This is a genomic window from Pseudomonas sp. IPO3778 (assembly GCF_013386825.1).
In the GTDB taxonomy this organism is placed as follows: Bacteria; Pseudomonadota; Gammaproteobacteria; order Pseudomonadales; family Pseudomonadaceae; genus Aquipseudomonas.
This window is the reverse complement of record NZ_JACARC010000034.1, coordinates 38,032-59,738: the sequence shown is the minus strand read 5'-3', so window position 1 is coordinate 59,738 and position 21,707 is coordinate 38,032. Positions and strand designations below refer to the sequence as shown.

The window sequence follows — 21,707 nt, the reverse complement described above, 5'->3', positions numbered from 1 at the left end:
TACAGGCATTCTCTCAAGAACACCCCAAACCAATGTGGGAGCTGGCTTGCCTGCGATGGCGGTGTGTCAGTCAATCAAGATGTTGAAGGTGCCGGCCTCATCGCAGGCAAGCCAGCTCCCACCGTTTGACCGAGTACATCCCTGAATCAGGCAAATTGAGCGGCTGCATACCCGGAAGCCCACGCCCACTGAAAGTTGAACCCACCCAGGTGACCGGTCACATCCAACACTTCCCCGATGAAATAAAGCCCGGGGCTTTTCAGGGATTCCATGGTCTTGGACGAGACTTCCCGCGTGTCCACCCCACCCAGGGTGACCTCGGCGGTGCGATAGCCTTCAGTGCCCGCCGGTACCAGCTGCCAGCTCCCCAGTTTGCCGGCGATGTCGGCAATCTCGGCATGGGTGTACTGCTTCATCGGCTTGGAAACGAACCAGGTGTCGGCCAGCAGGTTGGCCATCTTCTTGGTGAAGATCTCACCCAGCAGGGTTTTCAACTCGCTGTTCGGGCGCTCGACCTGTTGCGCTTGCAGCCAGGTGTGGGCGTCGTGGTCGGGCAGCAGGTTGATTTCCACGGTGTCGCCGGGTTCCCAGTAAGAGGAGATCTGCAGGATCGCCGGCCCGCTCAGGCCGCGGTGGGTAAACAGGATGTTCTCGCGAAAGCTCTGGTCGTTGCAGCTCACCAGGCAGTCCACGGACGTACCGGACAGCTCGCCGCACAATTCCTTGAGCTGGTCGGTGATGGTGAACGGCACCAGCCCGGCGCGGGTCGGCAGCAGTTCATGGCCGAACTGCCTGGCCACCTGGTAACCAAAACCGGTGGCGCCCAGGGTCGGGATCGAAAGGCCACCGGTGGCGATCACCAGCGATTCGCAGCGCAGCTCACCGAGGGTGGTTTGCAACTGATAGCCGCTGTCGACCTTGGCAATTTCCTGCACCGAGGTGTCCAGGTGCAGGCTCACGCCCACCTGGATGCACTCATCCAGCAGCATCCCGAGGATGTCGCTGGACTTGTTGTCGCAGAACAGCTGGCCAAGTTTCTTCTCGTGATACGGCACGCCGTGCTTGGCCACCAGCCCGATGAAATCCCACTGGGTGTAGCGGGCCAGGGCGGACTTGCAGAAGTGCGCGTTGTGGGACAGGAAGTTGGCCGGCTCGGTGTACATATTGGTGAAATTGCAGCGGCCACCGCCGGACATCAGGATCTTCTTGCCGGCCTTGTTCGCGTGGTCGATCAACATCACCTTGCGCCCACGCCCGGCGGCGGTCAGCGCACACATCAAGCCTGCGGCGCCGGCGCCAATGATCACAACTTCGGTCGAGCGCACAGCCATGTCCTCACAAAAATATTGATCTGAAATGCAATCAAATGTGGGAGCTGGCTTGCCTGCGATGCAGCCGACTCGGTCTGTCTGTCAGATCGAGTTGATGCTATCGCAGGCAAGCCAGCTCCCACATTGATTCGGTTCCTTCAACAGGAACGCGGTATTTTTACAGGATGCGAACCCGCAACGAACGGCCTTTGATCTTGCCGTCATTCAAGCGCTGCAGCGCCTGCTTGGCGATCCCGCGTTCCACGGCCACGAAGGCCTGGAAATCAAAGATCGCGATCTTGCCGACCTGGGCACCCGGAATCCCGGCGTCACCGGTCAGTGCGCCAAGGATGTCGCCTGGGCGAACCTTGTCTTTACGGCCGGCGGCAATGCACAGGGTGCTCATCACCGGCAGCAACGGGCCGCCACTTTGAGGCTTGAGGTTGTCCAGCTGGTCCCAGTTCAGCGGCGATTTCTGCAACTGTTCGATGGCCTGGGCACGGTGGGCTTCGGACGGGGCAACCAGGCTGATGGCGATACCGGTCTCACCGGCACGGCCGGTACGGCCTACACGGTGGATGTGGATTTCCGAGTCGCGGGCCAGTTCGACGTTGATCACCATGTCCAGTGCATCAATGTCCAAACCACGGGCGGCCACGTCGGTGGCGACCAGTACCGACGTACTGCGGTTGGCGAACATCGCCAGCACCTGGTCACGGTCGCGCTGTTCCAGGTCGCCGTGCAGGCCGACGGCGGAAATGCCTTTGGCGGTCAGGTGATCCACGGTTTCCTGCACTTGCTGCTTGGTGAAGCAGAACGCCACGCAAGACGCCGGGCGGAAATGCGCCAGCACCTTGGTCACCGCGTCCATGCGCTCTTCCGGGGAGATCTCGTAGAAGCGCTGCTCGATCTGGTCGTCCGAGTGGAACGCTTCGGCCTTGACCTGCTGCGGCGCGCGCATGAATTTCGAGGCCAGCTGCTTGATGCTCACCGGGTAGGTGGCCGAGAACAGCAGGGTCTGGCGGCGGGCCGGGGTCTTGCTGATGATGTCTTCGATGGCGTCGTAGAAGCCCATGTCGAGCATGCGGTCGGCTTCATCGAGGATCAGCGTGTTCAAGCCGTCCAGCACCAGCGAACCCTTGCGCAGGTGCTGCTGGATGCGGCCCGGGGTGCCGACGATGACGTGGGCGCCGTGTTCCAGGGAAGCGATCTGCGGGCCCAGGGACACGCCGCCGCACAGGGTCAACACCTTGATGTTGTCTTCGGCGCGGGCCAGGCGACGGATTTCCTTGGCCACCTGGTCGGCCAGCTCGCGGGTCGGGCACATCACCAGGGCCTGGCAGCCGAAGTAGCGCGGGTTGATCGGGTTCAGCAGGCCGATGCCGAAAGCCGCGGTCTTGCCGCTGCCGGTCTTGGCCTGGGCGATCAGGTCCAGCCCTTTGAGGATCACCGGCAAGCTTTGCGCCTGGATCTGCGTCATCTCGACATAACCCAGCGAGTCGAGGTTAGCGAGCATGGCGGCGGAGAGCGGCAAAGTATTAAAAGCGGTGGCGATGGTAGTCACGGGACTGGCTCTGCAAAACAAAATGTCGCGCAGTGTACCAGTCCCGAAGGATTTTCCCTGCAAGTTCTAGACGAGAAGCCTGTTAATGCTCGATGTCGTGCTCGCGGCTGACCACGCGTTTGCCGTCTTTTGGCGACAGTTGCAGGAAGATCGCCGCCGCCAGCATCGCCATGATGCCCACGGTAACGAACGTCAGCTGGAACGCGCCGAGCACGGTGTCGACCCCGTCGTTGCCCACTTCTGCGGTGAAACCACCCAGCAGCGCACCGGCGCAGGCCACCCCGAGGCTCAGGGACAACTGCGCCACGACCGAAAGCAAACTGTTGCCGCTGCTGGCCTGGGCGTCGTCGAGGTCGATCAGGGTCACGGTGTTCATCGCGGTGAATTGCAGCGAGTTGATCGCCCCCAGGATCGCCAGCATGCTCAGCAGCAGCGGGTAGGGCGTGTGTTCGCTGACCAGGCCCATGCTCGCCAGCATGATGCCCAGCGCCAGGGTGTTGCCGGTCAGCACCACGCGGTAGCCGAGGCGCTCGATCAGCGGCCGGGCGATAGACTTGGCAAACATCGCCGCCGCCGCCAGGGGCAGCATGCTCATCCCGGCTTCGGACGGTGAGTAACCCAGCGCCACCTGCAACAGCAGCGGCACGAGGAACGGCAACGCACCGCTGCCGAGGCGGGCGAACAGGTTGCCGAGGATGCCCACGGCAAAGGTGCGGGTCTTGAACAGCACCGGTGAGAACAGTGGATTGTCGATATGCCCGGCCCGCAGCCAATAGGCCGCCAGGCACGCGAGGCCGCCAAACAGCAGCAACATCACCCGCAGGTGCGGCAGGTGCAATTCGCCGAGGCCTTCCATGGCGATGGTGATCAGCACCATCGCCGCGCCGAACAGCAGGAAACCCACACCGTCGAAACGCGTACGTTCACTGCCGCGCAGGTCGGGAATGAATTTCCACACGGCGTAGCAGCCGATGATGCCCACCGGCAGGTTGATCAGGAAGATCCAGTGCCAGGTCAGGTACTGCACCATCCAGCCGCCCATGGTCGGGCCGAGCAACGGGCCGAGCAGCCCGGGAATGGTGATGAAGCCCATGATCCGCACCAGCTCCGAACGCGGGTAGGCGCGCAGCACCACCAGCCTGCCCACCGGCAACATCAAGGCACCGCCCAGGCCCTGGATCACCCGCGCGCCCACCAGCATGGTCAGCGTGCTGGAGAGTGCGCAAAGCAACGAACCGATGCTGAACAGCATGATCGCGCCGAAGAAAATCTTCTTGGTGCCGAAGCGGTCGGCCACCCAACCCGAGGCGGGAATCAGCAAGGCCACGGTGAGCATGTAGGCGATCACCACACCCTGCATGCGCAACGGGTTCTCCGCCAGGTCCCGGGCCATGGCCGGCAAGGCGGTGTTGAGAATCGTCCCATCCAGCGACTGCATAAAGAAGGCAATCGCGACCACCCAGGGTAGCCAGCGGGCGGTCTTGGCATCGAGAGGGGCGCGATTCGGCATGAGTTACCTTTTTTGTTAGCAGCCTATGTGTTGGCGATTATGCGCCATCGGCAGCTCCTTTTCCCACTGGCGCTTCGTCTATATCTGACAACGCCGCGTGTTTGCCCACCAGGAAATCGAGCAGCGCACGGTGTACCGCCAGCGCCGCTTCGCGGGATTCCAGATCGAGCAAATGGCCGGTGTGTTCGGCGGTGGCGAAGCTGCTGCGGCCGACGTATTTTTTGAACAGTCGGGCTTCGTCTGCCGGGGTGTACTCGTCCAGCACGCCGTTGAGGAAGTGCACCGGGGATTCGATCCGGCTCAGTTGCGGCAGGTAATTGCCGTCACCCATCGCCAGTACCTGGTGGATATGGAAACGCGCCTGGCGGTACTCGTTAGTCGCCATGGTCGACAGGTGCCGGTGGTTGTTGCGCTTGAGCCGCGGCGACAAATATTTGCCGACGGTTTCATTCAGCAGGTGGCCGACGGCGGATTTGTCATCGGCCTCGATCAGCACCCGCACCCGCTCTACGTATTCGAGCATGGCCTGGTTGAGGTTGGGCGCCAGCGCCATCACCACCGAGCTTTCAATGGACGGCGGGTTATGGGCCAGGGTCAGCAGCGTGGAAATCCCGCCCCATGAGGCCGACACCAGGTGGTTGACCTGAAAGCGTTCCACCAATGCCCGCAGGATCTGCACTTCATCGTCCTTGGTCACAAGGTCGAGGTCAGTGTTGTGCGGGCGCGAATAGCCGGAGAACGGCAAGTCGAACATCAGCACATTGAAGTGCTCGGACAGGCACTTGCTGGTGCGGGCAAACGAGCGGGTGGTGGACAGTGCGCCGTTGACCAACAGCACGGTTTTCTTCTCTGGGTTGTTACCCAGCTGTTCTACGTGAACGTTGTAGTGCTTGAACAGCTTCTCAATGACAAAACTTCCATGATTCATGTCAACGCTCCAGCTTGCCCTATCCCGGGCAAGGTCGTGCATCACTTGAGTGTAGGAGCGAGCTTGCTCGCGAAGATCTTCAACGATGACGCGGTTTGCCAGCCTAGACGCGGTGCTCTCGGGTTTTTCGCGAGCCGGCTCGCTCCTACGGTGTGGTTGTATGGCTAGGTGCCACCAACCTTTATAACGAGGTTTTTCGCGAGCGACAACTGGCCGGACGACCAGGTGCCTGGACTGAGGTTTTGAGGTTGGGTTCGATCAGAATGTGGAATGCAAGCAAATGTGGGAGCGGGCTTGCTCGCGAATGCGCGGTGTCAGCCAATACATCTGTAGCTGATACACCGCATTCGCGAGCAAGCCCGCTCCCACATGGGTTTTGCGTTGTTTATAAGGTCAGGGTCAGGCGTTTTACCAATGCGCCCGGCAATAGATTGGACGAGGTATTGCGCTGGCTGTACGTACTCGCCGACAGCAGTAATTCCCGATCGGCAGTCAACGCTTCCAGTTGCGAGCCCAGCAGGCTGTACACGCTGTCATCAAAGCGCATGGTGCTGACCGGCGCCTTGATCTCGCCGTCTTCGACCCAGAACGTGGCGAAGCGGGTCATGCCGGTCAGGCGCGCGGCGGGCTGGTCGGAGTAGTTCAGGTACCACAGGTTACTGATGTACAAGCCGGTGCCCAGTTGCTTGAGGATATCGGCCTGGGCCAGGTTGCCGGCCGCCATCTGCAACGCGCTGGGAGACTCATCGCTGCTGGCGCCGTTGGTGCTCAGGCCGTATTCGGCGGCGCTGCGGGAGTTCACCAGTTGGCCTTCGGCCTTGCCGCCGCTGATCAGCTTTACGTCGCTGCGTGGGTAGCCGTCCCGGGAAAATGCCGAGCTCAGGGAACCACTGACCTGTTCGTCTACCGCCACCAGCGGGCTTAAGGCTTGATCGCCGGCATACAGGCGCTGCAACGGGCTGCCCTTGCTGGCGATGGCCTGGGCGGAAAAACCGCCCCAGGTCAGCATGCTGATGATTTCTTCCATGGCCGCCGGGGCGAGGTAAGCGCGGTATTGCCCCGGTGCCAGCGGGTGCAGCGGGCGACCGAGGAACTCCAGCTGCTCGCGGGCCTGCTGGAAGCGTTGGGCGAAGACTGTGCTGTCCCAATCGTTGCCGGCGTAGCTGGCCTTCACCGCTTCGCCGTTGGGGTGGAACAGGCTGAAGTCGAAATTGAAGCTGTTGGCCTGGTGCCAGCCGAAGGCGCCGGATGAACTGGCAAAGCCTCGGCTGATGGGGCCGGCGGCGTAGAAGCCAACCATGTCCACACCGTCGGCCGCCTGGCTGATTGCTTCCAGCACCTGGGCCAGGTCCGGCAGCGGGCGGTCCTGTTGGTCCTTGTTTTGCCAGGCGTTGTGATTGAGCAGCAGGTACGGATCCTGGGGCAGCAACGGCAAGGTCTCGCGCAGTTGTTGCAGGCCGGCGGCCAGGCGCTGGCGATCCAGCTCAGGCTCGCCGGCCAGGGTGATGCCGAGGTCGGCGTGGCGCCCGTCGTTGATCAGCTTCAGGTTCAGGCTGGCCTGTTGCACCTGGCCGGCCTGGCGCACTTTGCCGTGATTGAAACGCACAAACTCGGACGACTCGTCGGCGTAGCCGAGGTGAAATTGTTCGTGATCGGTGATGGCCTGCTTGAGCCAGTCCACCAGGGCTTTGAAATTATTCATCAGGCGTCTCCCCCGAATACATCCACGTGGCTGAACACACAGGCCGGCGACGCATGGCCGACGCGGATCACCTGGTTGGGTTCGCCCTTGCCGCAGTTCGGCGTGCCCAGCACCTTGAAGGTACTGGCGTCGCCAACGGCGCTGAGGTTGCGCCAGAACTGCGCGGAAATCGCCCGGTAGTTGGGGTTCTTCACCACGCCTTTGAGTTCGCCGTTTTCAATCAACTGGCCCCACTCGCAGCCGAACTGGAATTTGTTGCGCGCGTCATCAATCGACCAGGAACGGTTGGTGGACATCAGGATGCCGTGCTCGATACCGCCAATCAGCTGCGCCATGTTCTGGTCGCCGGCCTCGATATTCAGGTTGGCCATGCGGTCGATGGGCGCGCGGTTCCAGCTGCAGGCGCGGCTGTTGGCCACGCCCTGCATGCCGGAGCGGTATTGCGACAGCGCACCGCCCAGCGGCTTGAGCAGCAGGCCTTCGCGGATCAGGAATTGTTTGCTGGCCTTGGTGCCGTCGTCGTCATGCCCGTAGCTGGCGAGTTGCTCGGGAATGTCCGGGTCGAAGGTCACGTTCAGCAGGGGGGAGCCGTATTGCAGGTGGCCGAAGTCGCTGGCCTTGACGAAGCTGGTGCCGGCGTAATTGCGCTCGTCGCCGAGGATGCGGTCCAGTTCCAGCGGGTGGCCGATGGATTCGTGGATCTGCAGGATCATCTGGTCAGGCATCAGCAGCAGGTCGCGCGGGCCTTGTGGCGTATTCGGTGCCAGCAACAGTTGCAGCGCCTGGTCGGCGATCTGCGGTGCGGCGCCCACCAGGCCGAAGCGGCTGATCACGTCGAAGCCGCCTTGCTGGCCGAAGTTGGTGCCGCCCAGGGTGCGGGTCTGGCTGTCGTTGCCGTCGTAGGCCGTGACGTTCACGCCCGGGAACACAAAGCGCTGGGCCTGGCGCAGTTCGGCGCCGGCGCTGTTGAGGTAGATCTGTTCAACGTGGGTGGTGCCCAGGCTGACTTCCCAGTTCACCAGGCGCTCATCCTTGGGCACGGCGGCCGATTCAGCGCCCAGCAGTTGGTAGCACTCGCTCAGGGACGGGAAGGGTTGGTCGAGGCTGGGCGACAGGTAGTCGGCGATGTCACTGGACACCGGCTGGTCGCGCAGGTCGAGCAGGGCGTGGGGTTTGATCAGCCGGGCTTGCTGTTCGGCACGCTCAAGGGCGGCTTGCAGGCCGGACAGGGAAAGGTCGTGGGTCGCGGCGTAGGCTTCGACGCCGTTGAGGCGCACGGTGAGCATCGCGCCCTCGTCCTGGCTCAGGTGTGGCGGCTCGGCGACGTTCTTGCGTACCGACAGGTACTGGCCGGATTCGCGAACGTAACGCAGGGAGAAGAATTCGGCGGTGGTGCGCAGGGCACTGAACTGTTTCTTGAGTGTGGCGTGGTGGTCGAACATGGGGCCTTCCTTGTGGGCGGCTCGGCGCGGGCAGGCAAACAGAGTAGGCCTGGGCTGGGGAGCTGATCAAGGAAAGTGTAGAGGAGGGGTTTTGCAGTGTCGGGTCGGGCCTCATCGCGGGCAAGCCCGGCTCCCACATGTGACTGAGTTGTTCTGGCGAACGAGGTCAAATGTGGGAGCTGGCTTGCCTGCGATGCAGGCACCTGGGTCTATCAGTTACTGCGCAACAGGACCCACTTCACGCATCGGCTTGCCACGCGCCGGGGCGTCGCCCGCTACGTAGTAATCCGCAGTGCTGCGCGGCAAAGGCTTACGGCCACGGATCTTGTCGGCGATTTTCTCGGCGATCATGATCGTCGGCGCGTTCAGGTTGCCGGTGGTGATGATCGGCATGATCGACGCATCCACCACACGCAAACCCTGCATGCCATGCACACGGCCTTCGGCGTCAACCACGGCCATCTTGTCGGTGCCCATCTTGCACGAGCAGGACGGGTGGAACGCGGTCTCGGCGTGCTCGCGGATAAATTTATCCAGTTGCTCGTCGGTCTGTACGTCGATGCCCGGGCTGATTTCGCGGCCACGGTACTGGTCGAGCGCCGGCTGCTGCATGATTTCACGGGTCAGGCGGATGCCGTCGCGGAATTCCTGCCAGTCCTGTTCGGTGGCCATGTAGTTGAAGAGAATGCTCGGGTAGTCCCGCGGGTTCTTCGACTTCAGCTGGATACGGCCACGGCTCGGCGAACGCATGGAGCCCATGTGTGCCTGGAAACCGTGCTCTTTCACACCGTTGCTGCCGTTGTAGTTAATCGCGACCGGCAGGAAGTGGTACTGGATGTTCGGCCAATCGAATTCTTCACGGGTACGGATGAAACCGCCCGCTTCGAACTGGTTGCTGGCGCCGATGCCGGTGCCGTTGAACAGCCACTCGGCACCAATGGCCGGCTGGTTGTACCAGAGCAGCGACGGGTACAGCGACACCGGTTGGGTGCACGCGTATTGCAGGTACAGCTCAAGGTGGTCCTGCAGGTTTTCGCCGACGCCAGGCAGGTCGTGGACCACCGGGATGTCGAGGCTTTCCAGCAGTTTGGCCGGGCCAACACCGGAGCGTTGCAGCAGTTGCGGCGAAGCGATTGCGCCGCTGCACACCAGGACTTCCTTGCGGGCACGGGCTTCAACACGTTCTTCGGCGGCACCGATCAGGTAACGCACGCCCACGGCGCGCTTGCCTTCGAACAGCACTTTGTCGGTCAGGGCGTGGGTGACGATGGTCAGCGTCGAGCGCTTCTTGGCCGTGTCCAGGTAACCGCGGGCGGTGCTGGCGCGACGACCGTTTGGCGTCACGGTACGGTCCATCGGGCCGAAGCCTTCCTGCTGGTAGCCGTTCAAGTCTTCGGTACGCGGGTAACCGGCCTGTACGCCGGCTTCCACCATCGCGTGGAACAGCGGGTTGTTGCCGGCCTTTGGCGTGGTCACGCTGACCGGGCCTTCGCCACCGTGGTAGTCGTTCGGGCCGATGTCACGGGTTTCGGCTTTACGGAAGTACGGCAGGCAGTCCAGGTACGTCCAGTCTTCCAGACCTGGCAGCTTCGACCAGTTGTCGTAGTCCATCGCGTTGCCGCGGATGTAGCACATGCCGTTGATCAGCGAGGAGCCGCCGAGGCCCTTGCCGCGACCGCACTCCATCCGGCGGCCGTCCATGTGTGGCTCTGGATCGGTTTCGTAGGCCCAGTTGTAGCGACGGCCTTGCAGCGGGAACGCCAGGGCGGCGGGCATCTGGGTACGGAAGTCGAAACGGTAGTCCGGGCCGCCGGCTTCCAGCAGCAGGACGGTGACGCCTTCGTCTTCGGTCAGACGGGTCGCCAGGGTGTTACCGGCGGAGCCGGCACCCACAATGATGTAGTCGTATTCTTGGGACATTAAATGCACCCTCATAAAATTCGGTTCAGGCTGCTTTTGTGGCGAGGGAGCTTGCTCCCGCTCGACTGCGTAGCAGTCGCAAAATCAGCGATCGAGTTCTGTCTGAAAGAACTGCAGTGCCTGGGATGGGGCTGCTGCGCAGCCCAACGGGAGCAAGCTCCCTCGCCACAAGGGCCATACCAGACTAAATCGGGGGTTAGAACACCGAGGCGTAGTCGCCCAGCTCAACCTGTACCGATTTGATGCGAGTGAAGTTGTTCAGCGAGCTGATCCCGTTTTCACGGCCCACGCCCGACTGCTTGTAGCCACCCACCGGCATCTTCGCGTCGGACTCGCCCCAGGCGTTGATCCAGCAGATACCGGCTTCCAGCTGATGAATCACGCGGTGGGCGCGGTTCAGGTCCTTGGTCACGAGGCCGGCGGCCAGGCCGAAGTCGGTGTCGTTGGCGCGGCGGATCACTTCTTCTTCGGTGTCGTAGGTGAGGATGCTCATCACCGGGCCGAAGATCTCTTCACGGACGATGGTCATGTCGTCGGTGCAGTCGGTGAACACGGTCGGGGCCACGTAGGCACCCTTGGCGAATTCGCCGTCGGTCAGGCGGTCGCCGCCGCACAGCAGGCGGGCGCCTTGTTCCTTGCCCTTGGCGATGTAGCCGAGCACGCTTTCCATGTGGGCGAAGCTGACCAGCGGGCCGAAGTTGGTGTTTTCATCTTCCGGGTTGCCGATGCGGATGCGTGCAACACGCTCGGCGATCTTGGCTTCGAACGCGCCTTTGAGGGCGGTCGGAACGAACACGCGCGTGCCGTTGGTGCAGACCTGGCCCGAGCTGTAGAAGTTGGCCATCATCGCGATGTCGGCGGCGCGATCGAGGTCGGCGTCGTCGAAAATGATCAGCGGGGATTTGCCGCCCAGTTCCATGGTGACTTCTTTGAGCGAAGAGCTCGAAGCGCTGGCCATGACTTTCTTGCCGGTGTCGGTGCCGCCGGTGAAGGAGACTTTCTCGATGCGCGGGTGCTCGGTCAGCCAGGTGCCGACTTCACGGCCGCTGCCGGTCAGGACGTTGAACACGCCATCCGGAACGCCGGCGGCGGTGTAGATTTCAGCCAGTTTCAGGGTGGTCAGCGAGGTGACTTCGCTTGGCTTGAAGATCATCGCGTTGCCGGCGGCCAGGGCCGGTGCGGATTTCCACAGGGCGATCTGGATCGGGTAGTTCCACGCGCCGATACCGGCGACGACGCCCAGCGGCTCGCGACGGGTGTAGACGAACGAAGTGGTGCGCAGCGGGATCTGCTCGCCTTCGATGGCGGGCACCAGGCCTGCGTAGTATTCCAGCACGTCGGCGCCGGTGACGATGTCGACGTATTGGGTTTCGGAGTACGGCTTGCCGGTGTCCAGGGTTTCCAGGGCGGCCAGTTCGTCGTTGCGCTCACGCAGGATTTCAACGGCACGACGCAGGATGCGCGAACGCTCCATGGCGGTCATGGCGGCCCAGATTTTCTGGCCCTTTTCGGCGCTGACCACGGCGCGCTCAACGTCTTCTTTAGTGGCGCGTTGCACGTTGGCGAGAACTTCACCGTTAGCCGGGTTGATGGCTTCGAAAGTGGCATCGCTGCCAGCGTCGGAGTAGCCGCCGTCAATGTAGAGTTTTTGCAGTTCGAAACGGGCCATAAAGTCCTCGCAAGTGCATAAGTGGTTGGCGTTAACCGCCGAAGGTGGGCCATGGGGTTCTGGCAACACCGACCGGCAGTCGTTCAGGGGTTGAGCGTTTATGTGTGCTCTAACTCACCTGCTTGGCCAATTGGAAATCCATGTATTCGTAAGCGATCCGTTGCGCCTGCTCCGTGTCGAAAGCGTCTCCCGACAGGGCGCCGCGCAACCACAAACCGTCGATCAGGGCCGCCAGGCCTCGGGCTGCGCTGCGTGCCTCGGGCAACGGCAACGCTCGGCGGAACTGGCAGCACAGGTTGGAATACAGACGGTGATCGTTGATCCGCTGCAGCCTGTGCAATGACGGGTGGTGCATGCTGGTGGCCCAGAAGGCCAGCCAGGTTTTCATGGCCGGGCCGTTGACCTGGCTGGCGTCGAAGTTGCCTTCGATGATCACCTGGAGTTGAGCCCGCGGGCTGTCGTCCTTCAGCGCCAACCGGCGCTCGGTGACGTTCTCGATCAGGACGTTCATCAGGTACCGCATCGTGGCGGCGATCAGGCCATTCTTGTCCTGAAAATAGTGACTGATGATGCCATTCGAGACACCGGCCAGACGGGCGATCAGCGCAATGCTGGCATCCCCCATTCCGACCTGATCGACCGCAGTCAATGTGGCTTCGATCAACTGCTGGCGGCGTATGGGTTGCATACCGACCTTGGGCATGGTGCACCTCTCCTTAGGCCTGCCAACGGGCGATAAACGTCCGTCGGCTTGTGGGCCAGTCTATTTTGTTTTGATTGAACGTTCAATCAACAAAGAATAAGATCTGCGACAAATGGTCGCTGCCTACAGGTATTTCCTACGTGTATGTGGCGCCACCTGACATCGGGAAAACCCATGAAACAGCCCGGCACAGCGGTTCGCCGTGGGTTCATGGTTTTTCGGGGTGTCTTTATACACCCGTCCGTCGACTGCCGAAAAATCGATGGCTCGGGTCATGCGTTGCCTTGTGTTTCTCTGCACTGCCCGGAGCATCTGTGCCATGAGTTCTGCCTCTCTTATAAAGACCCCGCCGGAAAAGGTGCGGGTCAACGGTTGGGTGTTCTACACCTCCACCGCGCTGATTCTGTTGTTGACCGCGATTCTGATCATCGCCCCGCAGGAAGCCGGCAGAATGCTCGGTGTGGCCCAAGCCTGGTTGTCGAAAAGCTTTGGCTGGTACTACATGGTCGTGATCGCCGCCTACCTGGTGTTTGTGGTGGGCCTGGCGTTTTCGTCCTACGGTAAATTGAAACTGGGCAGCAAGGATGACACCCCGGACTTCAGCTACGGCGCCTGGGCCGGCATGCTGTTCTCGTCGGGCATCGGCATCTCGCTGCTGTACTTCGGCGCGTCCGAGCCGCTGGACCACTACTTCAACCCGCCTGAAGGCGCGGCCGCCAGCAATGGCGCTGCACGCCAGGCGTTGCAACTGACCTTCCTGCACTGGGGCCTGCATGGCTGGGCGATCTACGCGCTGGTCGGCCTGGCCGTGGCGTACTTTGCCTACCGTCATAACCAGCCGCTGGCCTTGCGCTCGGCGCTGTACCCGCTGGTGGGCGAGCGTTGGGTGAAAGGCGCGGCCGGTCACGCGGTGGACGGCTTCGGCATGTTTGTGACCCTGCTGGGCCTGGTGACGAACCTGGGGATTGGTTCGATGCAGGTGTCGTCCGGGTTGGAAAACCTGTTCGGCATGGCGCACAGCAACACCAACCTGCTGATCGTGATCATCGTGATGAGCACCGTGGCAACCATCGCCGCCGTGTCGGGTGTGGAAAACGGCATTCGCCGCCTGTCCAACCTGAACATCGTGCTGTTCAGCGGCCTGCTGATCTTCGTGCTGCTGTTTGGCCCGACCCTGCACTTGCTCAATGGCCTGGTGCAAAACACCGGCGACTACCTGAACGGTATCGTGCTGAAAACCTTCGACCTGTATGTGTACGAAGGCGACGCCGACAAAACCGAACGCTGGATGGGCCTGTGGACCCTGTTCTACTGGGCCTGGTGGATTTCCTGGGCACCATTCGTGGGCATGTTCATCGCGCGTATTTCCCGTGGTCGCACGGTGCGTGAACTGGTGGCCGGCGTGCTGCTGATCCCCCTGGGCTTCACCCTGGCGTGGTTGTCGATCTTCGGCAACTCGGCCCTGGACCTGGTGTTGAACCATGGCGCGGTGGAGTTGGGCAAGACCGCCCTGGAACAACCGTCCATGGCGATCTACCAACTGCTGGAGCATTACCCGGCGTCGAAGATCGTGATTGGCGTATCGATCTTTGTGGGCTTCGTACTCTTCCTGACCCCGGCGGATTCCGGCGCGGTGATGATGGCGAATCTTTCCTGCAAGGGCGGCAACGTTGACGAGGATGCGCCGCACTGGCTGCGGATCTTCTGGTCGGTCGTGATCACGCTGGTGACCATCGGTTTGTTGTTTGCCGGTAACTTTGAAGCCATGCAAACCATGGTGGTGCTGGCCGGACTGCCGTTCTCGGTGGTGCTGATCCTGTTCATGTTCGGCTTGCACAAGGCGATGCGCCAGGATGTGGCGATTGAGCTTGAGCAGGCGCAATTGGCTGAACGTGGTCGTCGTGGGTTCAGCGAGCGGTTGACCGCGCTGGACCTGCAACCGAGCCAGGGGACCGTGCAGCGCTTTATGGACAAGCACGTCACACCGGCGCTGGAAGACGCGGCGACTGCCTTGCGTGACCAGGGGCTGGAAGTGCAAACCCTGCTGGGCAAGTCCAAGCGCTGCATTGGCGTGCGCATCGAGAGGGAGGAGGGTAATCCGTTTGTTTACGAAGTGAGCCTGGATGCTTATTCGTCGGCACCGAACGACTTGCCTGAGGAAGAGCGTACGCGCTACTACCGCGCCGAGGTTTACCTGCACAACGGGCCTCAGGAATACGACCTGATGGGCTTCACCCAGGAGCAAATCACCCGGGACGTGCTCGATCAGTTTGAAAGCCATCGGCAGCTCCTTGGCCGTGTCTATAGCTGAGTGTTGAAAAGAGCGGTGCCTTCACTGGCGCCGCTGTTCCAAGGTTGGAATGGGGTCAAATGTGGGAGCTGGCTTGCCTGCGATTGCAGTGGTGAATTCACTGCAGCTATCGCAGGCAAGCCAGCTCCCACATTGACCCCGTTCCTTCAGGAGGATTTACCCCAGGTTCTTGCCCAGGAGGGCATGGTAGAGCTCGCTGTCACCCAGGATCCCCACCACCTTGTTGTTGTCCTGCAGCACCAGCTTGTTCCCGGTCTGATAGCGAATCTGCAACGCCTCGCGCATGCCGATATTGGAGTCCACCAGCGTCGGCATCCGGCCCAAGCCTTCCACCGATTGCCCCGGTGCCCAGTTCTGCAAGTTCAGCACCGCGCCATTCTGCCGTGCGCCCTTGATGGTGTTGCCTTCGGCCAGGTCCAGCCACGAGTCGCCACCCGGGTCCAGGCTGATGGAGCCGTTGACGTGGGTGCAGTTATCCACCGTGCGCATCAGGCTGCGGCCACACAGTACGTTCAGCGGGTTGGTGTGCGCCACGAAGGTCCGCACATAGTCGTCCGCCGGGTTCAGCACGATCTCTTCCGGCACGCTGTACTGGATGATCCGGCCGTCTTTCATGATCGCGATGCGGCTGCCCAGTTTCAGCGCCTCATCCAGGTCGTGACTCACGAATACGATGGTCTTGCTCAGCTTGCGTTGCAGCTCCAGCAGTTCATCCTGCAAACCCTGGCGGATCAGCGGGTCGAGTGCCGAGAACGGTTCGTCCATCAGCAGGATATCGGCGTCCATCGCCAGTGCGCGGGCCAGGCCTACACGTTGCTGCATGCCGCCGGACAGCTCGTCGGGCTTCTTGTTGCGCCACTGCGACAAACCCACCAACTCCAGCTTGTCGTCCACCAGCTTGCGCCGCTCTTTCTCCGGCCGGCCTTGCATCTCCAGGCCGAAGCTGATGTTTTCGCGCACCGTCAGCCAAGGCATCAGGGCGAACTTCTGGAAGACCATGGCGATGCGCTGGGTGCGCATCATTTTCAGCTCGGCGGGGGTGCAGGAAGCGATGTCGATCTGGCGACCTTCGTGCTCCACAAACAGCTTGCCGCGGCTGACGGTGTTCAAGCCATTGATACAGCGCAGCAGGCTCGACTTGCCCGAGCCCGACAGGCCCATCAGCACACAGATTTCGCCTTTCTCCACATCCAGGCTGGCGTTTTCAACGCCGACAATCTGCCCGGTCTTTTTCAGGATCTCGTTGCGCGTCATGCCCTGGTCCAGCAGCTTGAGCGCCTCGCGTGGGTCTTTGGAAAAGATCACGTCGACATTTTCGAACCGGATAATGCTCATGCATCACCCCCTACTTTGGCGTCGGGTTGTTTGCAGATGCGGTCGAGCATGATGGCCAGCAACACGATTGCCAGGCCTGCTTCAAAGCCCAGGGCGATGTCGGCGGTGTTCAGCGCGTTGACCACCGGCTTGCCGAGGCCATCGGCGCCCACCAGGGCCGCGATCACCACCATCGACAACGACAGCATGATGCATTGGGTAATGCCGGCGGCGATGCTCGGCATGGCGTGGGGCAGTTCAATCCGCGAGAGCAACTGACGGCGCGAGCAGCCAAAGGCCTTGCCGGCGTCCATCAACTCTTGCGGCACATCACGGATACCCAGGTAAGTCAGACGGATAGGCGCGGCAATCGCAAACACCACCGTGGAAATCAGCCCGGGCACCACACCCAGCCCGAAGAGGGTCAGGGTAGGGATGAGGTAGACGAAGGTCGGTACGGTCTGCATCAGATCGAGCACCGGCCGCATCAGGGTGTAGAACATCGGTTTGTGCGCGGCAACAATGCCCAGCGGCACGCCGATCACCACACAGACCAGGGTGGCGAACAGCACCTGCGCCAGGGTCTCCATGGTTTCCTGCCAGTACCCCAGGTTCAGGATCAGCAGGAAGGAGGCGATGACAAATACCGTCAGGCCCCATTTGCGTTGAATGAAGTGAGCGAGTAGCGCAATCAGACCGATCAATGCCAGCGGATTGAACCAGGTCAGCGCGAACGTCACGCCGTGGATCATCGTTTCCAGGGTCGATGCGATTGCGTCGAAGTAGTTGGCCCCGTGTTGGGTCAACCATTCAACGAAGGCAGCGATGTACTGGCCTAGCGGGATTTTATGTTCAGTCAGCATGGTAGTGAATGTCCACATGCGAAGAGGAAAAACATCCCGGGCCAGCGTACCGGCCCGGGGTCAGCGGTTACTTGGCGAGGTAAGCTTTGACGGCCTCCAGTCCTGGTTTGCCATCGACAGTGGTCACACCGGCGAGCCAGGTGTCGAGCACTTGCGGGTTCTTCTTCAGCCACGCCTTGGCGGCTGCGTCCGGCTTCATTTTGTCGTCCAGGACGTTACCCATCAGGGTGCTTTCCATGTTCAGGGTGAACGACAGGTTTTTCAGCAACTGGCCCACGTTGCTGCATTCCTGGGTGTAGCCCTTGCGGACGTTGGTGTAGATGGTGGCCTGGCCGTAGTTGGGGCCGAATGAATCATCACCCCCGGTCAGGTACTTCATCTTGAAGCGGGTGTTCATCGGGTGCGGTTCCCAGCCGAGGAACACGATGGCCTGGTCACGCTTGGTGGCGCGTTCCACCTGCGAGAGCATCCCGGCTTCGCTGGATTCGACCACTTTGAAGCCGGCGGTTTTCAGGCCGAAGGCGTCTTTGTCGATAAGGGTCTGGATGGTGCGGTTGCCGTCGTTGCCCGGCTCGATCCCGTAGATCTTGCCGCCCAGCTCATCCTTGAATTTGACGATGTCGGCGAAGTCTTTCAGGCCCTTGTTGTACAGCGCTTCCGGCACGGCCAGGGTGTACTTGGCGTTTTCCAGGTTGGCGCGCACGGTTTCCACGGTGCCGGCATCACGGTACTGCTTGATGTCGTTTTCCATGGTCGGCATCCAGTTGCCGAGGAAGATGTCCATGTTCTTGCCGTCAGCCAGGGACTTGTAGGTCACCGGAACGGAAATCATCGTGGTGCGGGGTTTGTAGCCGAGGCCCTTGAGGACTTCGCTGGTGGTGGCGGTGGTGACGGTGATGTCGGTCCAGCCGACATCGGAGAAATTGACGGTCTGGCATTGCGCCGGTTCTGCAGCGTGAGCCAGGGCTGGCAGACTCAGCATGGCGGCCAACAACAACGACGGGGAACCTTTCATGGGGGTGGACTCCTGGTGTTTTTCTGGCGGCAATAACACCGCGCTTATAGGTGTTGCGGTTGGGCGTGCGGCACAGCTCTGCCACGCAACTGTGCAAACGAGTCGAGACTGATCATGTACCAGTGAAAATCTGACGCCTACAGGGGGCGTCGTATCCAGTACAGGGATGGTCGTATCCAGTGTCGGTGACGTCGCTTACAGATTTTTTCCAAGGCAAAACTGCACTTTTTACCGATCTGCACCGCAAAAAACGGCCAAAACGTCGCCTTCCACGAGCGCGGCGCTGGTAAGCATGGGTACGTCGGTGTGAGACGCCGTGAGGGCAGACAAAAGCTTGATGATGCTGCCATCTGGGCGGATTGCGACATGAGCGTAGCAGCTCCGTCACCGGGCGTTATGTGCGCCTGGCCTGTTCATCTGCGGAGTTTCACGGCAATGGCTATCAGCGTTTTCGACCTGTTCAAGATCGGCATTGGGCCTTCGAGTTCTCACACCGTCGGCCCCATGCGCGCCGCGGCGTTGTTCGTTCAAGGACTGCGTGAACGTGATGTATTGGAACAAGTGAGGCGCGTCGAAGTTCAGCTGTATGGCTCCTTGTCGGCCACCGGCATCGGTCACGGCAGCGATAACGCCGTGATCATGGGCCTGATGGGCGAGTGGCCGGACGCGATTGATCCGTCGCACATCGGCATCCGCATCGAAACCCTGCGCGAGACCAACACCCTGCTGCTGGACGGGCGGTTGCCGGTGCCGTTCCTGTGGGCGCGGGACATGCTGTTGCTCGACGAAAACCTGCCCTTCCACCCCAATGCCATGACCCTGGTGGTGTTTGGTGATAACGGCGAGATGCACCGCGATACCTACTACTCTGTCGGCGGCGGTTTTGTGGTGGATGAAGCCCAGGCCGCCAGCGGTGTGGCAGACATGGACCGCACCGAGCTGCCCTATGATTTTTCCAGTGCGGTGGAATTACTCCAGCTGTGCAAGACCCACAACCTGCGGGTCGCTGAACTGATGTTGGCGAATGAAAAAACCTGGCGCTCGGAAGACGAGATCCGCAGCGGCCTGATGACGCTGTGGCGGGCCATGCAGGATTGCGTGGAGCAAGGCCTCAAGCACGAAGGCATTCTTCCCGGCGGCCTCAATGTAAGGCGTCGTGCAGCCAAGTTGCACCGCAGCTTGCAGGAGCTGGGCAAACCCAATGTGATCGGCTCAACCCTGAGCGCGATGGAGTGGGTCAACCTGTTCGCCCTGGCGGTGAATGAAGAAAACGCCGCCGGCGGGCGCATGGTCACGGCCCCTACCAATGGCGCGGCGGGGATCATCCCGGCGGTGCTGCACTACTTTATGAAATTCAGCGAAGAGGTGACCGAGGCCAACGTGGTCGACTATTTCCTCGGCGCGGCGGCGGTGGGCATCCTGTGTAAAAAGAACGCGTCGATCTCGGGGGCTGAAGTGGGTTGCCAGGGTGAAGTCGGCTCGGCGTGCGCCATGGCGGCGGCGGGGCTGGCGGAGATTCTCGGGGCGACGCCGGAGCAGTTGTGCAACGCCGCGGAGATTGGCCTGGAACACAACCTCGGCCTGACCTGCGACCCGGTGGGTGGGCTGGTGCAGGTGCCGTGCATCGAGCGTAACGCGATTGCCGCCGTCAAGGCGATCAATGCGGCGCAGATGGCGTTGCGGGGCGATGGCCAGCACTTTATCTCCCTGGACCGGGTGATCCGCACCATGCGGGATACCGGGGCGGATATGCATGACAAGTACAAGGAGACATCGCGGGGTGGGTTGGCGGTGAGTGCGGTGGAGTGTTGAAGTACGCCCCCCTGTAGGAGCGAGCTTGCTCGCGAAGGTCGTGAACGATAACGCGTTCACCCTGAATCAGCGCGGCGCTCTCAGGTTTTTCGCGAGCAAGCTCGCTCCTACATTGAGCATCTCCCGTTCGTCACGCCACCTTTTAGCGCGTCGCAATTAGATAAGTAGCTCCCGAACGATTTCGCGCCATGACCATCCGTCACCCGTGCCTGTGGTGACAGACTTTTCCCACGTCGTTTCTCTCGCTTCCCACAAGTGCTACCGATCTGCTCACACACCTTGAGCCTGCGTCCTCTCACGTCTTTTTCGGGTCATATCCCCCACTCCATGCGCGGGCTTATATAGACGCGTCATGAGGTCGTTTTCAGGAGTTATTGAATGCGCATTCAACTTTAGGCATGGCATTTGCTCTATCAATACAAAGCCTCTCGCCACAGGAGTTTCCTTAAGGTGATGAGCGCAATAACAAGAGCCTCGCCTGAGGCCATCACCCGCTTTGTGTGAGGAGATACCGCGATGACGTCGTTCAACTCCGGGGCCCAACCCCAGAACCGTGCGCCTCAATCCATCGGCTTTTTGCTGCTGGACAATTTCACGCTGATTTCCCTGGCCTCCGCAGTCGAACCCCTGCGCATGGCCAACCAACTCTCCGGCCGCGAGCTGTATCGCTGGACGACGTTGAGTGTGGACGGAAACCAGGTGTGGGCCAGCGACGGTCTGCAAATCACCCCCGATGCTTCCATGCACAAAGCCCCGGCCCTGGACACCGTGATTGTCTGCGGCGGCGTGGGTATCCAGCGCACCGTGACCCGTGAGCATGTGTCGTGGCTGCAAAGCCAGGCGCGCCAGTCCCGCCGCCTCGGCGCGGTGTGCACCGGCAGTTGGGCCCTGGCCTGCGCCGGCCTGCTGGACGGTTTTGATTGCAGCGTGCACTGGGAATGCCTGGCGTCGATGCAGGAAGCCTTCCCCCGCGTGGCCATGAGCACACGCCTGTTTACCCTCGACCGCAACCGCTTCACCAGCTCCGGCGGCACCGCGCCGCTGGACATGATGCTGCACCTGATCAGCCGCGACCACGGCCGTGAACTGTCGGCCGCGATCTCCGAGATGTTCGTGTACGAACGCATCCGCAACGAACAGGATCACCAGCGTGTGCCGCTCAAGCACATGCTCGGCACAAACCAGCCGAAACTGCAGGAAATCGTCGCGCTGATGGAGGCTAACCTGGAAGAGCCGATCGACCTCGATGAACTGGCGGTGTACGTCGCGGTTTCCCGGCGTCAGCTGGAGCGGTTGTTCCAGAAATACCTGCACTGTTCGCCGTCGCGCTACTACCTCAAGCTGCGCCTGATCCGTGCACGGCAGTTGCTCAAGCAAACGCCGATGTCGATCATCGAAGTGGCGTCGGTGTGCGGGTTTGTCTCCACGCCGCACTTCTCCAAGTGCTATCGCGAATACTTCGGCATTCCGCCGCGGGATGAGCGCGTGGGTTCCAACACCACGCAGCAAGTGGCGATGATGCCGATTCCCCAGGCGCTGGTGTTGTCACCGCTGTCCGGGCCGTTGTCGGCGTTGAGCCAGGCCAGGAATGAGTCGACTTTCGCCAGTGTAAGGCTCTAACACCAGGCGCGAGCTTGCTCGCGA

General features: G+C 61.4%; 15 protein-coding genes. 3 read left to right on the top strand and 12 right to left on the bottom strand.

Annotated elements, in window-relative coordinates; translation table 11 throughout:
- Window positions 1-146 precede the first annotated feature (146 nt).
- From HX855_RS16425 to betI, 9 genes are all read right to left on the bottom strand, one after another.
- Window positions 147-1,325 carry an NAD(P)/FAD-dependent oxidoreductase gene (locus HX855_RS16425; protein ID WP_177087035.1) on the bottom strand — a complete coding sequence of 393 codons (1,179 nt, stop codon included), beginning with the start codon at window positions 1,323-1,325 and terminating at the stop codon, window positions 147-149.
- Between the two features lie 163 nt (window positions 1,326-1,488).
- Window positions 1,489-2,826 carry an ATP-dependent RNA helicase DbpA gene (dbpA, locus tag HX855_RS16420; protein WP_237151081.1) on the bottom strand — a complete coding sequence of 446 codons (1,338 nt, stop codon included), beginning with the start codon at window positions 2,824-2,826 and terminating at the stop codon, window positions 1,489-1,491.
- Between the two features lie 130 nt (window positions 2,827-2,956).
- Window positions 2,957-4,384, bottom strand: coding sequence for a multidrug transporter subunit MdtD (gene mdtD / locus HX855_RS16415; protein ID WP_003216894.1), 1,428 nt, complete (start codon window positions 4,382-4,384; stop codon window positions 2,957-2,959).
- 37 nt (window positions 4,385-4,421) lie between these two features.
- A complete protein-coding gene (locus tag HX855_RS16410; RefSeq protein WP_177087037.1) occupies window positions 4,422-5,312 on the bottom strand; it encodes an alpha/beta fold hydrolase in 891 nt (296 codons plus the stop codon).
- A 385-nt stretch (window positions 5,313-5,697) separates the two neighbouring features.
- The gene (locus HX855_RS16405) at window positions 5,698-7,014 is read right to left on the bottom strand and encodes a TldD/PmbA family protein (RefSeq protein WP_177087039.1); all 1,317 of its coding nucleotides are present in this window, start codon (window positions 7,012-7,014) and stop codon (window positions 5,698-5,700) included.
- Window positions 7,014-8,456: a TldD/PmbA family protein gene (locus HX855_RS16400; protein WP_177087041.1), complete on the bottom strand. Its 1,443-nt coding sequence runs from the start codon at window positions 8,454-8,456 to the stop codon at window positions 7,014-7,016. Before HX855_RS16400 ends, HX855_RS16405 begins: the two co-directional genes overlap by 1 nt.
- A 216-nt stretch (window positions 8,457-8,672) precedes the next feature.
- Window positions 8,673-10,376, bottom strand: coding sequence for a choline dehydrogenase (gene betA, locus HX855_RS16395; protein WP_177087043.1), 1,704 nt, complete (start codon window positions 10,374-10,376; stop codon window positions 8,673-8,675).
- A gap of 196 nt (window positions 10,377-10,572) precedes the next feature.
- The gene (gene betB, locus HX855_RS16390) at window positions 10,573-12,045 is read right to left on the bottom strand and encodes a betaine-aldehyde dehydrogenase (protein ID WP_177087045.1); all 1,473 of its coding nucleotides are present in this window, start codon (window positions 12,043-12,045) and stop codon (window positions 10,573-10,575) included.
- Window positions 12,046-12,154: 109 nt separating this feature from the next.
- The gene (betI, locus tag HX855_RS16385; RefSeq protein WP_177087047.1) at window positions 12,155-12,748 is read right to left on the bottom strand and encodes a transcriptional regulator BetI; all 594 of its coding nucleotides are present in this window, start codon (window positions 12,746-12,748) and stop codon (window positions 12,155-12,157) included.
- A 376-nt stretch (window positions 12,749-13,124) separates the two neighbouring features.
- Between betI and HX855_RS16380 the strand changes: the two genes are divergently transcribed.
- The gene (locus HX855_RS16380; RefSeq protein WP_309139806.1) at window positions 13,125-15,059 is read left to right on the top strand and encodes a BCCT family transporter; all 1,935 of its coding nucleotides are present in this window, start codon (window positions 13,125-13,127) and stop codon (window positions 15,057-15,059) included.
- 156 nt (window positions 15,060-15,215) lie between these two features.
- Here the strand turns inward: HX855_RS16380 and choV are convergent, their stop codons facing one another.
- From choV to HX855_RS16365, 3 genes are all read right to left on the bottom strand, one after another.
- Window positions 15,216-16,394 (bottom strand): choline ABC transporter ATP-binding protein, encoded by a 1,179-nt coding sequence (gene choV / locus HX855_RS16375; RefSeq protein WP_010167547.1) that lies wholly within the window; start codon window positions 16,392-16,394, stop codon window positions 15,216-15,218.
- Window positions 16,391-17,236: a choline ABC transporter permease subunit gene (choW, locus tag HX855_RS16370; RefSeq protein ID WP_076017809.1), complete on the bottom strand. Its 846-nt coding sequence runs from the start codon at window positions 17,234-17,236 to the stop codon at window positions 16,391-16,393. The genes choV and choW overlap by 4 nt, the downstream gene beginning before the upstream one ends.
- A 67-nt stretch (window positions 17,237-17,303) precedes the next feature.
- Entirely contained in the window at window positions 17,304-18,251 is a 948-nt protein-coding gene (locus HX855_RS16365) for a choline ABC transporter substrate-binding protein (RefSeq protein ID WP_010167544.1), read from the bottom strand.
- A 435-nt stretch (window positions 18,252-18,686) separates the two neighbouring features.
- On the opposite strand from HX855_RS16365, the gene HX855_RS16360 reads away from it, so the two are divergent.
- Together HX855_RS16360 and HX855_RS16355 are read left to right on the top strand one after the other, a co-directional pair.
- Window positions 18,687-20,063: an L-serine ammonia-lyase gene (locus HX855_RS16360; RefSeq protein WP_177087051.1), complete on the top strand. Its 1,377-nt coding sequence runs from the start codon at window positions 18,687-18,689 to the stop codon at window positions 20,061-20,063.
- A 516-nt stretch (window positions 20,064-20,579) separates the two neighbouring features.
- Window positions 20,580-21,683 (top strand): GlxA family transcriptional regulator, encoded by a 1,104-nt coding sequence (locus HX855_RS16355; protein WP_003216915.1) that lies wholly within the window; start codon window positions 20,580-20,582, stop codon window positions 21,681-21,683.
- Window positions 21,684-21,707 lie beyond the last annotated feature (24 nt).

Bases quoted from the DNA above. Each gene is read 5' to 3' on its own strand.
- dbpA (WP_237151081.1), bottom strand. From the start codon at position 2,826: ATGCTCGCTAACCTCGACTCGCTGGGTTATGTCGAGATGACGCAGATC.
- mdtD (WP_003216894.1), bottom strand. From the start codon at position 4,384: ATGCCGAATCGCGCCCCTCTCGATGCCAAGACCGCCCGCTGGCTACCC.
- HX855_RS16410 (WP_177087037.1), bottom strand. From the start codon at position 5,312: ATGAATCATGGAAGTTTTGTCATTGAGAAGCTGTTCAAGCACTACAAC.
- HX855_RS16405 (WP_177087039.1), bottom strand. From the start codon at position 7,014: ATGAATAATTTCAAAGCCCTGGTGGACTGGCTCAAGCAGGCCATCACC.
- HX855_RS16400 (WP_177087041.1), bottom strand. From the start codon at position 8,456: ATGTTCGACCACCACGCCACACTCAAGAAACAGTTCAGTGCCCTGCGC.
- betA (WP_177087043.1), bottom strand. From the start codon at position 10,376: ATGTCCCAAGAATACGACTACATCATTGTGGGTGCCGGCTCCGCCGGT.
- betB (WP_177087045.1), bottom strand. From the start codon at position 12,045: ATGGCCCGTTTCGAACTGCAAAAACTCTACATTGACGGCGGCTACTCC.
- betI (WP_177087047.1), bottom strand. From the start codon at position 12,748: ATGCCCAAGGTCGGTATGCAACCCATACGCCGCCAGCAGTTGATCGAA.
- choV (WP_010167547.1), bottom strand. From the start codon at position 16,394: ATGAGCATTATCCGGTTCGAAAATGTCGACGTGATCTTTTCCAAAGAC.
- choW (WP_076017809.1), bottom strand. From the start codon at position 17,236: ATGCTGACTGAACATAAAATCCCGCTAGGCCAGTACATCGCTGCCTTC.
- HX855_RS16365 (WP_010167544.1), bottom strand. From the start codon at position 18,251: ATGAAAGGTTCCCCGTCGTTGTTGTTGGCCGCCATGCTGAGTCTGCCA.
- HX855_RS16360 (WP_177087051.1), top strand. From the start codon at position 18,687: ATGGCTATCAGCGTTTTCGACCTGTTCAAGATCGGCATTGGGCCTTCG.
- HX855_RS16355 (WP_003216915.1), top strand. From the start codon at position 20,580: ATGACGTCGTTCAACTCCGGGGCCCAACCCCAGAACCGTGCGCCTCAA.